9 protein-coding genes are annotated in these 13,586 nt (G+C 57.4%); 8 read left to right on the forward strand and 1 reads right to left on the reverse strand.

The window, feature by feature from the left end; translation table 11 throughout:
* From dnaA to BBDE_RS00035, 7 genes are all read left to right on the forward strand, one after another.
* Nucleotides 1–1,503 (forward strand): chromosomal replication initiator protein DnaA, encoded by a 1,503-nt coding sequence (gene dnaA, locus BBDE_RS00005; protein ID WP_012901761.1) that lies wholly within the window; start codon nt 1–3, stop codon nt 1,501–1,503.
* A 474-nt stretch (nt 1,504–1,977) separates the two neighbouring features.
* Nucleotides 1,978–3,102 (forward strand): DNA polymerase III subunit beta, encoded by a 1,125-nt coding sequence (gene dnaN, locus BBDE_RS00010; protein WP_003838116.1) that lies wholly within the window; start codon nt 1,978–1,980, stop codon nt 3,100–3,102.
* An 84-nt stretch (nt 3,103–3,186) separates the two neighbouring features.
* On the forward strand, nt 3,187–4,377 hold the full coding sequence (recF, locus tag BBDE_RS00015; RefSeq protein WP_003838114.1) for a DNA replication/repair protein RecF: 1,191 nt from the start codon (nt 3,187–3,189) through the stop codon (nt 4,375–4,377).
* Complete coding sequence (locus BBDE_RS00020; protein WP_003838112.1) at nt 4,377–4,862, forward strand: DUF721 domain-containing protein; 486 nt, start codon at nt 4,377–4,379, stop codon at nt 4,860–4,862. Before recF ends, BBDE_RS00020 begins: the two co-directional genes overlap by 1 nt.
* A gap of 213 nt (nt 4,863–5,075) precedes the next feature.
* Nucleotides 5,076–7,190: a DNA topoisomerase (ATP-hydrolyzing) subunit B gene (gene gyrB / locus BBDE_RS00025; RefSeq protein WP_003838110.1), complete on the forward strand. Its 2,115-nt coding sequence runs from the start codon at nt 5,076–5,078 to the stop codon at nt 7,188–7,190.
* Nucleotides 7,191–7,215: 25 nt separating this feature from the next.
* Nucleotides 7,216–9,885 carry a DNA gyrase subunit A gene (gene gyrA / locus BBDE_RS00030; RefSeq protein WP_003838108.1) on the forward strand — a complete coding sequence of 890 codons (2,670 nt, stop codon included), beginning with the start codon at nt 7,216–7,218 and terminating at the stop codon, nt 9,883–9,885.
* Between the two features lie 62 nt (nt 9,886–9,947).
* Nucleotides 9,948–10,499, forward strand: coding sequence for a DUF3566 domain-containing protein (locus tag BBDE_RS00035; RefSeq protein ID WP_003838106.1), 552 nt, complete (start codon nt 9,948–9,950; stop codon nt 10,497–10,499).
* A gap of 314 nt (nt 10,500–10,813) precedes the next feature.
* Here the strand turns inward: BBDE_RS00035 and gdhA are convergent, their stop codons facing one another.
* Nucleotides 10,814–12,160: an NADP-specific glutamate dehydrogenase gene (gene gdhA, locus BBDE_RS00040; RefSeq protein WP_012901762.1), complete on the reverse strand. Its 1,347-nt coding sequence runs from the start codon at nt 12,158–12,160 to the stop codon at nt 10,814–10,816.
* Between the two features lie 260 nt (nt 12,161–12,420).
* Here gdhA and BBDE_RS00045 point away from each other — a divergent pair, with 260 nt between their 5' ends.
* Nucleotides 12,421–13,440, forward strand: a complete 1,020-nt coding sequence (locus BBDE_RS00045) for a LacI family DNA-binding transcriptional regulator (RefSeq protein WP_012901763.1) — start codon at nt 12,421–12,423, stop codon at nt 13,438–13,440.
* Nucleotides 13,441–13,586 lie beyond the last annotated feature (146 nt).

Genomic DNA, 13,586 nt, shown 5'->3' on the forward strand with positions numbered 1-13,586 from the left:
ATGGTCGATACTCCCCATAATCCTCTTGATCAGGCTCGCGGTGTATGGTCCGACGCACTGGCGTTGCTGCGCCAGAATCCCAAGCTCTCCGCCCGCGACAAGGGCTGGCTGGAGAATGTGGTGCCCGAAGGCATGTGGGGCCCGACCATCGTATTGTGCGTGCCCAGTGCGGCCACCCAGCAGGCGTTGCAGACCGAACTGAACCAACCGCTGATGGAGGCGCTGAAGGATTCCGCCGAACAGGATATCTTCCCCGCATTCAAAATCGTACCGATGCAGCAGACCGTCGAACCGGACATCGAGGAATATCCGCACTTCGACCGCAAACCGCGCACCCAACGCGAGGAATCGACCCAAGGCCAGCTTCCCATCCCCGCAAGCATGCCGGAACAGCCGTTCCGACCCACAGAGCAGGGAACGTTCACCAGCGGCCAGAACAGGCCTTTGCTGGACCCACAGACGCATCTGAACAAGAATGCCACCTTCGATACGTTCGTACCAGGCGACTCCAACAGGTTCGCACGTACCGTCGCCCTTGCCGTAGCCGAAGGTTCGGGACACGACTTCAATCCGTTATGTATCTATGGCGGCTCCGGTCTGGGCAAGACGCACTTGTTGAACGCCATCGGCAATTACGCCCTGGTCAAGGATCCGAATCTGAAGGTTCGCTACGTAACCAGCGAGGAATTCACCAACGAATTCATCGAGGCGTTGGGCGATACCAACCAGAATTCCGGCCAAATCAAGGAATTCAACCGCCGTTACCGCGAGGTCGACGTACTGCTGATCGACGACATCCAGTTCTTGAGCGGCAAGGAAGCTACACTCGAACAGTTCTTCCATACGTTCAACACGTTGCATCAGGCCAATAAGCGCATTGTGATCGCCTCCGACGTACCGCCAAAAGACCTCAAGGGGTTCCAGGCACGCCTGATCTCCCGCTTTGAATCCGGACTGACCGTTGACGTCAAGCCGCCGGATCTGGAGACCCGAATCGCCATTCTGCGCATGATGGCCACCATGAACGGCTCCAACATTCCCAACGATGTGCTCAATCTCATCGCGGAGCGCTTTACCGAAAACATCCGCGAGTTGGAAGGTGCGCTGAACCGCGTGACCGCCATGGCCTCGCTCAGCAACCAACCGGTCACCCGTGCGTTGGCAGAGCATACCCTGCAAGATTTCTTCACCTCCGATGTGGAAATCAAGCCGGCTGACATCATCAGTCAGGTAGCCAAATACTTCCATCTGACCTTCGACGATATCGTCGGGCGCTCCCGCACCAAGAACATCGCCTTGGCTCGTCAGGTGGCCATGTATCTGGTGCGTGAGCTCACCAGCATGAGCCTGAACGACATCGGCCTAGTATTCGGCGGCAAGGACCACACCACCGTCATGCATGCCTATACCCGTATCAGCGATGAGATGCAGGAAAAGCAGGAAATCTACAACTATGTGATGGAACTGACGGTTCGTCTGAAGCAGCATTCCTCTGAAAAATAAGGTCTCACCGGCATTGTCATTATCTAGTAAAATATTTTACTGGAGTAAATATTTACCGAAGTTGACACGCCGTGCCGTGCACAATAATCGTCGAATTTATCCACATGGTTATGCACAAATGTGGGAAAACCCCGTGGGTAAGCCGTTGAAAACACTCAATTCGTCCGTGGGCAACTCGTGGATGCATCACCGTAGGTTGTGGATAAGACGCAGACTTGATTCTGTCTGTGGATAAGTCGGTATGTTTTCCACAAGGCATCCCAATGTTATCCACAATCGAGTTATCCACCTTTGCCCTTGCAAATAATGTGGTCCCGGAACTTACCCACATTATCCACAGGCCTTATTATGACGAAGAGAGTTGGTTATTGAAAGATCACCGTCATCGCCATAAGTGGGGAATTCCCCATGATGCGCAAACACCGCGCACTTCGCTAGAATGACTTGTAGCCTGAACGAAATGAGGAATCCGTCATGAAAGTCGAAATCAACTCCCAAGCGCTTGCCGACGCAGTAGCCTGGACCACCCGCGTTATCGACGCCCGTCCTGCAACACCGATTCTGGCAGGCATCCGTCTTGAAGCCATCGATGGCACTTTGCAGCTCTCCGCCTTCAACTATGCGATTTCCGCACGTCACCATATCGAAGCGGGCATCGACGAAGCCGGTACGGCCTTGGTGCTTGGTAAACTCCTTGCCGATATCACCAAGTCGCTCCCCTCAGAGAAGACCTACCTATCAACCGACGGCTCGACCATGACCATCACTTCCGGCAAGTCCACCTTCACCATGCAGCTGATGCCGGATAACGAATATCCGGATCTCCCTGTGGTTCCGGCCAAGCTCGGCCAAGTGGACTCCCCCACGTTCATGCAGGCCGTCAACCAAGCTTCCGTAGCCGTCTCCCGTGAAGAGAACCGCCCGGTACTGACCGGCATTCGCGTGCAGTTCCAAGGCGATAAGGTCATCATGAGCTCCACCGACCGCTTCCGCCTGTCCCGCTCGAGCTTCACCTGGACTCCGGAAAATCCCGACATCAACACCACTGCTCTGGTACGTGGAGCACTCCTTCGTGACGTGGCCCGTTCGCTCGACGAGCATCAGAACATCGTGCTCGATTTCGATCCGGAGAGCCCTTCTCTGCTCGGCTTCGAAAACGCCGGACGCGTATCCACTTCGCAGCTGATTGACGGGGAATTCCCCGCCGTCGACCGCCTATATGCCGACGAATACCCGATTCACGCGATTATCGACAAGCAATCCCTGATCGGTGCCATCAAGCGCGTCTCCCTGGTTGCCGAACGCAATGCCCCGATTCGCATGGCCTTCGCCGGACAAGAGCTGACGCTGTCCGCAGGCACCGCCGATGAGGCACAGGCCAAGGAGATCATTGATATCGACATGGACGGCGATGACATCACCGTGGCCTTCAACCCTTCCTACCTGATCGAAGGTCTGAGCGCCATCAGCGAACCATTCGTCCGCATGAAGATGACCACGGCGGTCAAGCCGGTGGAATTCAACGGCCAGCAGGAAGCGGATTCCGACGAATCCATGGACTACCGTTACCTGCTCGTGCCGATGCGCTTCAACAGCTGACGGCATTCACCGACATCAGGGCTGAATATCGCCTAAAAGGGCATATTCAGCCCGTACTTATATATGATTCGAGGGTTCCCATCCATGTACATCTCACGGCTCGCGCTCGACCACTACCGTTCCTGGGAGCGTTGCGTGCTCGATTTCGAGCCGGGAGTGAACATCCTGCAAGGGGCGAACGGACTGGGCAAAACCAACATCGTGGAAGCCGTGGAGGTGCTGTCCACCGGTTCCAGTCATCGCACCTCATCCTCACTGCCGCTTATCGAGAGAGGCTGCGCCTCGGCAACCATCCGCGCAAACGTGGAAGATGACCGGAACCGGCATTCCTATGAGGTGACCATCGCGGCGCGAGGCGCCAACCGAGCACGTATCGACGGTGGCAATTCCCTGTACATGAGGGATGTCATCGGCAAGATTCCCTCCGTATCGTTCACCCCTGAAGATCAGCGTCTGGTATCGGGAGATCCGGCCACCAGACGCAATTTCATCAATCAGGCCGGTGCCCTGCTAATACCGCACTATATGGAGCGGCTGCAACAGTTCACGCATGTGGCCAAACAACGTACGGCCCTGCTTAAGCAGCTCGGGGACCGTGGTGACTTCGATCCTCAGTATGGTCGGCAGGCCGCCCTGAGCGGGCTGGAGATATGGACCGGCCAATTCATCGACATCGGCATGGCCTTGACCCACGACCGTGCCACGCTGATCGAACGGCTTTCCGAACCGTTCAGTCGTGTATATGCGTCTCTGGCGGGAATCGACCAGCAGGCATTGTTGCATTATGAGCCTTCTTTCGACGAAGTGATGCTCTACGATGATCCTGCCGCGGAGATCAGTCGGCATTTCCAGCGCATCTACCCCGGCGAAGTGGCACGTGGACAGAACCTGATCGGTCCGCATCGTGATGATCTGACGTTGACGTTGCATGGCATGCCGGCTCGCGAATTCGCCTCGAACGGTGAAATGTGGACGATGGCGTTGGCTCTGAAGATGGCATTGTATGAAACGGTCTGCGCCGACCAGCAGACCAAGCCGATCGTGATTCTCGATGATGTGTTCGCCCAGCTTGACGAGTCCCGGCGCGAGCAGATTCTGGATTTCGCCAGACGGCAGGATCAGGTGCTGATCACCGTCGCCGCGGCCAGCGACATTCCCGCAACGCAGGCGCATGTGATCGACGTGGCCGCGTTACGCGATCATGCCGACGATGACGATGCGCTGGGTGCGCTGATGGCCACACTGGCCGCAGGACGGAAGGCGGAAGAGCGCTGATGACGAATCCTCCCGTATGCGACATACTCAAGCTGGACCAACGCAAGTTGCCTGCGGAGGTGTTCGAACGCGTCTCACATCGTGCGGGACTGCTGAAGGAACGTGAACGCAAGGCGAGACTAGCGTGGGAGAATTTCGGCAAACCCGGGCGGGATCCGCAGAAAGTCGGCAACATCTTCGGCTTGATCGCAACCCAGGGCAAGTGGACGCCACATCTGAAAATCGCGCAGATGCAGAATCATTGGGACCAGGTGGTCGGTCGGGAGAACGCCATGCACACCTATCCGGTATCCTTGCGTGACGGCATCCTGACGATTCGCTGTGACAGTCCGGCGTGGACTACCACGATGAACTATATGATTCCCGAGCTCACGCGCATCATCCGTGAAAAACTCGAAGGACTGACCATCAACGAGGTGCGGGTGACGGGCCCACAGCAGCAGTCATTCAGCCGTGGGCGGATTTCTCGGCGTACCCGCTACTGAATCTCCGTTGGTTTCACGCGCATCGGGGCGGTGCCTTCCCCGCTTTCCATGAACAAGCGGCGAAATCGGCTCTATTCCGAGGAATAGTGCCTCTATTGAGGTGTCCCCCTCCATGAGTAGAATATCAAGCAGTGTATGTAAACGCCTAGAAGGGGCCTTTATTTGCGTTCTAGGTGGTATCGCCCGCGCAAATGACCTTCATCGGCGGGAAAAATGCAGGAAGGAATCTCTGTGGCAGACCTTGACGCGGATTCGCTGAACGAATCAGCTGAAAACACGCAGGAAGATCAGATTCAGAACGATCAGCTCGAAGATGCGCAGCTCGACGACTCATTGTCGCCCGAACACTATGACGCCTCCGATCTGAGGGTGCTGGAAGGCCTTGAGGCGGTGCGTATCCGTCCGGGCATGTATATCGGCTCCACCGGCCCACGCGGCCTGCACCATCTGGTCTATGAGATCGTCGACAACTCCGTCGATGAGGCTTTGGCCGGCTATGCGTCGCATATCGAGGTGACGATTCTGCCGGACGGTGGCGTACGCGTGGTCGACGACGGACGAGGCATCCCGGTCGACGAAGTGCCTGGCGAGGGCGTTTCCGGCGTGGAGACCGTGATGACCAAGCTGCACGCAGGCGGCAAGTTCGGCGGCGGCGGATATGCGGTCTCCGGCGGTCTGCACGGCGTGGGCATCTCCGTAGTGAATGCGCTGTCCACCCGCGTCGACATCGAAGTGCGTCGTCAGGGCTTCCACTGGACACAGACCTACGTCGACCAGAAGCCGACCGCCCGTCTGGCCAAGGGCGAGCCGATGGCCGAAGGTGAATCCACCGGTACCTCCGTGACCTTCTGGGCCGACGGCAAGATTTTCGAAACCACCACCTACGATTTCGAAACCCTGCGCAATCGTTTCCAGCAGATGGCCTTCCTGAACAAGGGACTGAAGCTCTCCCTGACCGATCTGCGCGAGCCTGATCAGGCGGGCGACGAGGTCGCCGGTGAGCTTGACGAGACCGAAACCAAGCATCAGACCGTCACCTACCAGTACAACGAAGGCATCAAGGACTACGTCGACTATCTGGTCAAGTCCCGCAAGGCGACGCCGGTCGAAGAGGACGTCATCGATTTCGAGGCGGAAGATCTGAAAATCGGCATTTCCGCGGAAATCGCCATGCAGTGGACCACCGCCTACTCAGAAGCCGTGCACACCTTCGCCAACACCATCTCCACCACCGAAGGCGGCACCCACGAGGAAGGTTTCCGAGCGGCGTTGACCTCGCTGATCAACCGGTACGCCCGAGAGAAGAACATTCTCAAGGACAAGGATGAGAACCTCTCCGGCGACGATGTGCGCGAAGGCCTGACCGCAGTAGTGTCCGTCAAGCTCACAACCCCGCAGTTCGAAGGCCAGACCAAGACCAAGCTCGGCAATTCCGAGGCCAAGACCTTCGTGCAGCGCGTGATGACCGACAAGCTTGGCGATTGGTTCGACGCCCACCCGAGCGAAGCCAAGAACATCATCCAGAAGGCCATCGAGGCCTCCCGTGCGCGCATCGCGGCCAAGAAGGCGCGTGAGAACACCCGTCGTAAGTCGATTTTCGAATCGGCCGGCATGCCCGACAAGCTTAAGGACTGCCAATCCAACAATCCTGAGGAATGCGAGCTGTTCATCGTGGAGGGTGATTCCGCAGGCGGCTCCGCAATCCAAGGGCGCAACCCGATCACGCAGGCCATTCTGCCGTTGCGAGGAAAGATCCTCAATACCGAGCGCGCCAGCCTGGACCGTATGATGAAGTCCGAAACCATCGAATCGCTGATCACCGCCGTCGGCGGCGGATATGGCGAGGATTTCGATCTGAGCAAGGTACGGTATCACAAGGTCATCATCATGGCCGATGCCGATGTGGATGGCGCACATATCGCCACCCTGAATCTGACACTGTTCTTCCGCTACATGCGGCCGATGATCACCGCTGGCTACGTGTACGTGGCCATGCCGCCGCTGTACCGTCTGAAGTGGACCAAGGGTGCGCACGACTTTGTGTACACCGACGCCGAACGTGACCGTGTGCTCGCCGAAGGCAAGGCCGCCGGCCGTCAGTTGCCGAAGGGTGAGGGAATCCAGCGCTATAAGGGTCTGGGTGAGATGAGTTATCAGGAACTGTGGGAAACCACCATGGATCCGGAACATCGCATCCTGAAGCAGGTGCAGATCGAGGATGCGGCCGCGGCCGACGAAACCTTCTCCATGCTCATGGGAGACGAAGTCGAACCACGCCGTCTGTTCATCCAGCGCAATGCCAACAAGGTCAGCTGGATCGACGCATAAGGGACTTCAAGGCAAGGATTAGAAATTGGCAGACGAAAACAACAACAACGAAGAGGGCCAGTTCGTGCCTGACGGCTCCATGGAACCGCTAAGCCCGCAAGAGGCCGACAACACCGATTACGGCCTGATGACCGGCGAACGCATCCAGAAGAAGGACCTGCGTCAGGAAATGCGCGACTCCTATCTGTCGTACGCCATGTCAGTGATCGTGGACCGTGCATTGCCGGACGTACGCGATGGCCTGAAGCCGGTGCATCGTCGCGTGATCTACGCGATGTACGACGGCGGATACCGCCCCGATCGTGGCTATTCCAAGTGCGCCCGCGTGGTCGGCGAGGTCATGGGTAAGTACCATCCGCACGGCGATTCCGCCATCTACGACACCTTGGTGCGTATGGCGCAGTCCTGGTCGATGCGCTACATGCTCGTCGATGGACAAGGCAACTTCGGCTCCCCCGGCGACGATCCGGCAGCGGCAATGCGTTACACCGAATGCCGTATGGCGCCTCTTGCCATGGAGATGGTGCGCGATATCGACAAGGACACCGTCGACTTCCTACCGAACTACGATGGTAAGACCCAGGAGCCGACCGTGCTGCCGGCCCGCTTCCCGAACCTGCTCTGCAATGGATCGTCCGGCATCGCCGTCGGCATGGCCACCAATATCCCGCCGCACAACATGCGTGAGGTGGCCGAAGGCGTGCATTGGGCACTGGACCATCCGGAAGCCAGCCGCGAAGAACTGCTCGACAATCTGATCCGCATTATCAAGGGGCCGGATTTCCCTACCGGTGCGACGATTCTCGGTCACAAGGGCATCGAACAGGCCTACCGTACCGGTCGAGGCCTGATCACCATGCGTGCGGTCGTAAACACCGAGGAAATCAAGGGCCGCATGTGCCTGGTGATCACCGAACTGCCATATCAGGTGAACCCGGATCGACTGGTCGTATCCATCCGTGAAGCGGTGCGTGACGGCAAAATCCAAGGCATTGCCGATATGCGTGACGAAACCTCCGGACGTACCGGTCAGCGACTCGTGCTCGTACTCAAGCGTGACGCCGTGCCGAAGGTGGTTCTCAACAATCTGTATAAGCACTCGCAGCTGCAGCAGACTTTCGGTGCCAACATGCTGGCACTGGTCGACGGCGTGCCGCGTACATTGAGCTTGGACGCGTTCATCCGCCACTGGGTGAGCCATCAGCTTGACGTGATCGCACGTCGTACCGCATACCTCAAGCGTGAGGCCGAGGAGCGCGACCACATCCTGCAGGGCTATCTGAAGGCCCTTGACATGATCGATGAGGTGATCGCCCTCATTCGCGCCTCCGAATCCGCTGAGACCGCCCGTACGGGCCTTATGGATCTGCTTGATGTGGATGAGGTGCAGGCCGACGCCATTCTGGCCATGCAGCTACGCCGACTGGCCGCATTGGAACGTCAGAAGATCCTCGACGAGCACAATGAGCTCATGCGCAAGATCGCCGACTACAACGACATCCTCGCCAAGCCGGAACGCCAGCGCAAGATCGTGGGTGACGAACTCGACGAAATCGTCGCCAAGTACGGCGATGAACGCCGCACCCGGATTCTGCCATACTCCGGCGAAATGAACGTCGAAGACCTGATCGCTGAAGAGAACGTGGTCGTGACCGTGACCCATTCCGGCTTCATCAAGCGCACCAAGGCCGACGAGTACCGTGCGCAGCACCGTGGCGGTAAAGGCATCAAGGGCGCCAAGCTGCGTGAGGATGACGTGGTCGATCACTTCTTCCTGACCAGTACGCACAACTGGCTGCTGTTCTTCACCAACAAGGGTCGCGTATACCGGCTGAAGGCCTACGAGCTGCCGGAGGGATCGCGCGATTCCAAGGGGCAACATGTGGCCAACCTGCTGCAGTTCGGTCCGGATGAGGCCATTCAGACCGTATTGTCGATTCCGAACTACGAGGTGGCCAAGTATCTTGTGCTTGCCACCCGTTCCGGCAAGGTCAAGAAGACCGCGCTTGCCGAATACGACTCCCCTCGTCAAGGTGGTCTGATTGCAGTGCGATTGATGACCGACGAGAACGGCGAGAACGCCGACGAGCTGATTGGCGCTGCACTGTGCAACGCCGAAGACGACATCATCCTCGTCTCCAAGCTGGGCATGAGCCTGAAGTTCCAGGCCGATGACGAGCAGCTGCGTCCAATGGGCCGCCAGACCGCAGGTGTGCAGGGCATGAAGTTCCGCGAAGGCGACGAGCTGCTGGCCATGGACGTGGTCTGGGGCGATTCCGACAAGGATCTGCTCGTGGTCACCAATGAAGGCTTCGCCAAGCGTACGGCCATCAGCGAATATCGTTTGCAAGGCCGTAACGGCTACGGCGTCAAGGCCGTGCAGTTAGCCGAGGGCCGTGGCTCCCTGGTGGGCGCCGTGATCGTGGAGGAAGATGACCAGGTCATGGCCATCATGAAGTCCGGCAAGGTCATCCGTTCCAACGTCGCCGAAGTCAAGCGCACGGGCCGCAACACCCAAGGCGTAACGCTCGCGAAGCCCGACAAGAACGACGAAATCATCTCCATCGCCCGTAATGAGGAGAAGGAGAACGAAGACGATGAGCCAGCCGAAGGAGCCCCTGCGGAAGCGGTGGACGGGCAGGCCGTCACCACTCAATCAGGCGAGAATGTAGAGGCCTCGGCCAAGACCGAGTAATCGTCGGCAAACACTGGTAGCCTCAGCCTAAGAAGCTGGGCATAACCTTGCAAGGAGCAACGATGAGCGAGAACATGGAAGAACAAGAGCCGAGCGCACAGTCTCCGGCATCCGAAGCTCAGGAAACCGAAAACCACGCCCCTCGCGTGGCCCGTTCCGCTTCGAGCCAGCCGCTGATCGGCGCCGAGCAGGTGCGTGCCCATGAAGGTGCGGTCAAATCGGTGCAGGGCAAGAGCCGTCGTGGTGCGCCTCGTGCACGCCGCATGAGTCTGTCCCTGACACGTATCGATGCATGGTCGGCGGCGAAGGTGGCATTCATGCTTTCCATCGCCGGAGGCATCATTCAGATCGTTGCCGCGGCACTGCTGTGGATGATGCTGAATGTGGTCGGCGTATTCGACCAGGTGACGCAGATTGTGTCCTCCACTGGCTTGGATGCCGGCGGATTCGACCTGGCCAACGTGCTGTCACTGAGCACGGTGCTGAGTGCGGTCACCATCTTCTCGATCATCGAGGTGATACTGATTACCGTGCTGGTGACCATCGTCACGCTGCTGTACAACGTGGTGAGCACACTGGTGGGCGGCATCCACGTGACTTTGGGTGATGACTGATCCGGACGCACGCCAACAAGCGTAAGAAGGCGGCACTTCCTTTCGGAGGTGCCGCCTTCTTCGCATTCACATATGCCCGCCGGTGTTTGCCGCCGTGTTTGTCCGATTCTGGAGAATCGGACAATGAGAGCGTGAAAAGCACCCCACGGATGTCCGATTCTCCAGAATCGGACATGTAAGGCATCAACAAATGGTCTTAAGTGTCCGAAAATCCAGAATCGGACATCTTGGACAGATAACACAATGCCGATCCACGCGGATAGAGAGGAATCGATCCGCGTGAACCGGCAAGTTCGGTTGAGTGGGCTATCGGACTAGAGCACGCCCTGAGCGACCATGGCGTTGGCTACCTTGACGAAGCCGGCCGCGTTGGCTCCGAGCATCAGATCGCCTTCATGGCCGTATTCCTTGGCTGCGGCCAAGGAGCTGGCGACGATGTTCTCCATGATGGACTTCAGCTTGTCATCCACCTCTTCAAAGCTCCATGAGAGACGGTAGGAGTTCTGGCTCATCTCGAGACCGGAAACTGCCACACCGCCAGCGTTAGCGGCCTTGGCGGGGCCATAGAGCACGTTATTGGCCTGGTAGACGGCGATCGCCTCTGGAGTGGACGGCATATTCGCACCTTCGCATACCACGGTGCAGCCATTGGCCACGAGCGTCTTGGCGGATTCCTCGTCAATCTCGTTCTGAGTGGCGCATGGCAATGCGATGTCGCACGGAACCGTCCACACACCTTTGCAGCCCTCGTGATATTCGGAGCCCGGCACACGCTCGGCGTATTCCTTGATACGGCCACGATGACCCAGCTTGATGTCCTTGACTACATCGAGCTGAATGCCATTCGGATCGTAGATGTAGCCGTTGGAGTCGGATGCGGTCACGACCTTCGCACCGAGAGCCTGAGCCTTCTCCGTGGCGAAGATGGCCACATTGCCCGATCCGGAAATGGCTACGATCTTGCCTTCGAAGGAATCATTCTTCAGCACTCGCAGGGCCTCTGCGGTGTAGTAGCACAGACCGTATCCGGTGGCCTCGGTGCGTGCCAGAGACCCGCCGAACTCGAGACCCTTGCCCGTGAGTACGCCGGAGTATTCGTCGCGGATACGCTTGTACTGGCCGAACAGGTAGCCGATCTCACGGCCGCCGACGTTGATATCGCCTGCCGGAACATCAGTGAACTGGCCGATATGGCGGCATAGTTCGGTCATAAAGGCCTGACAGAAACGCATGACTTCGGCATCGGACTTGCCCTTCGGGTCGAAGTCGGAACCGCCCTTGCCACCGCCCATCGGCAGGGTGGTCAGGGAATTCTTGAGAATCTGTTCGAAGCCGAGGAACTTGATCACACCTTCGTTCACACTCGGATGGAAGCGCAGACCGCCCTTATACGGTCCGATTGCGGAATTGAACTGGACGCGATAGCCGCGGTTGACCTGCACCTTGCCTTCATCATCGGTCCAAGCGACACGGAATTTGACCACGCGCTCCGGCTCGACAAGGCGTTCAAGCACGCCTGCCTTCTCATATTCCGGATGCTTCGCAACTACTGGTTCAAGGCTTTCGAAAACCTCAAGAACGGCCTGCAGGAATTCCGGCTGGTCGCCATCACGTTGTTCGACCTGTGTGTATACGCGCTTGACGTACTCGTCAGTGAGCATATTCTTCCCCTTCGGGATAGTTGGGTTATCAATAAGACGGTCTCATTCTAGGTATGCAAGGTTGGACGTCACAAGATATTGCTCAGGATTTGGCTGAGAGTTTGATGTCCGATTCTCCAGAATCGGACATCCAGACACGGTCCGGGGGCCTGTGAATGTCCGATTCTGGAGAATCGGACAGATTGAGTTTGGCGTATAAACAGACACTGTAAGGTTGATAGCAGGACGATTGATATGAAACGCAAGGGGTTATGGGTCGGATGAGTGCGAACAAAGCGGGCCGAAAGGCAAGCATGGGAGACGTGGCCGCAGCGGCCGGCGTTTCCAAAACCACCATCTCACGGTATCTGCATGGCGAATTCGGTTACATGTCGGAACAAACCAAAGCGAAAATCGAGGGTGTCATCAAAGAGCTTGGATACCGTCCGAACAAAATGGCCCAAAGCCTCAAGGCTACGGTCAGCCATATGGTCGGTGTGAGCATAGCGGATATGGGCAACCCATTCAGTTCCCTGCTGATCAAAGGAATCCAGGAAGAATGCCGAGCGCGCGATGTGCAGTTGCTGGTCAGCGATTCCAACAATCAACCCACATTGGAGCGAGCCAATATCGAATCGTTGCTCGATGCGCAGGTTGACGGACTGATCGTCAATACGGTCGGTAATAACGATGACTGGTTGGTGCGATTTCATGATCGCGCGAATCGCAAACCGGTGGTGATGCTTGATCGCATTGTGCTGCCGTTGATTTATGACAGCGTTACCAATAACAATGACGCTGCGGTGCGTGAGATGCTGGAATACCTGAAAGGGCAAGGATTCGCATATGTCGTGTTCGTAATGCGTCCTGGCGAGGGCATCAGTACTCGTACCGCGCGTCGTCAGGCAGTGGAACGGTATTGCGATGATTTGGGCCTTGGCGGTGAAGTGCTGGTCTATGACGACGGGATTGATGGACTGCGTTCGAGAATCGCCAACCTGTTGGAATTGTGCGGAAATCGGAAGACATGTCTGTTCGCCAACAACGACGAAAGCATGCGGGACATACTGGAAGCTACCTCAGCGGGACTGCGAAGGCATGTGGGTGTGTGCTCGTTTGCCGATGAGCATTGGGCCAAATACAGCGGTCCCGGCATCACGTGTCTGGATCAAGAGCCCATGCTGATGGGCCGCAGAGCTGCACAAAAGCTGTTCGCACGTATCTATGACGGGTCGGAGGAACCGTGTTCCTTGGATGAGGTACCGGCCAGACTATGCATCTTCGCATCGACTGAAATCTAATTGATCGGATTCCTTTTCAGCGGGAAGGGAATGTGCTGTAAATAAGCGGAACACGCCGTAGTTAACCGGTAAACAAAATCTGCTGTATGCTCATAGTTAACCGGTAAACGAAACCGATAAACTAAAACGGTGCACTATCCTATCTG

This window comes from Bifidobacterium dentium JCM 1195 = DSM 20436 (genome assembly GCF_001042595.1).
Lineage (GTDB): Bacteria > Actinomycetota > Actinomycetes > Actinomycetales > Bifidobacteriaceae > Bifidobacterium > Bifidobacterium dentium.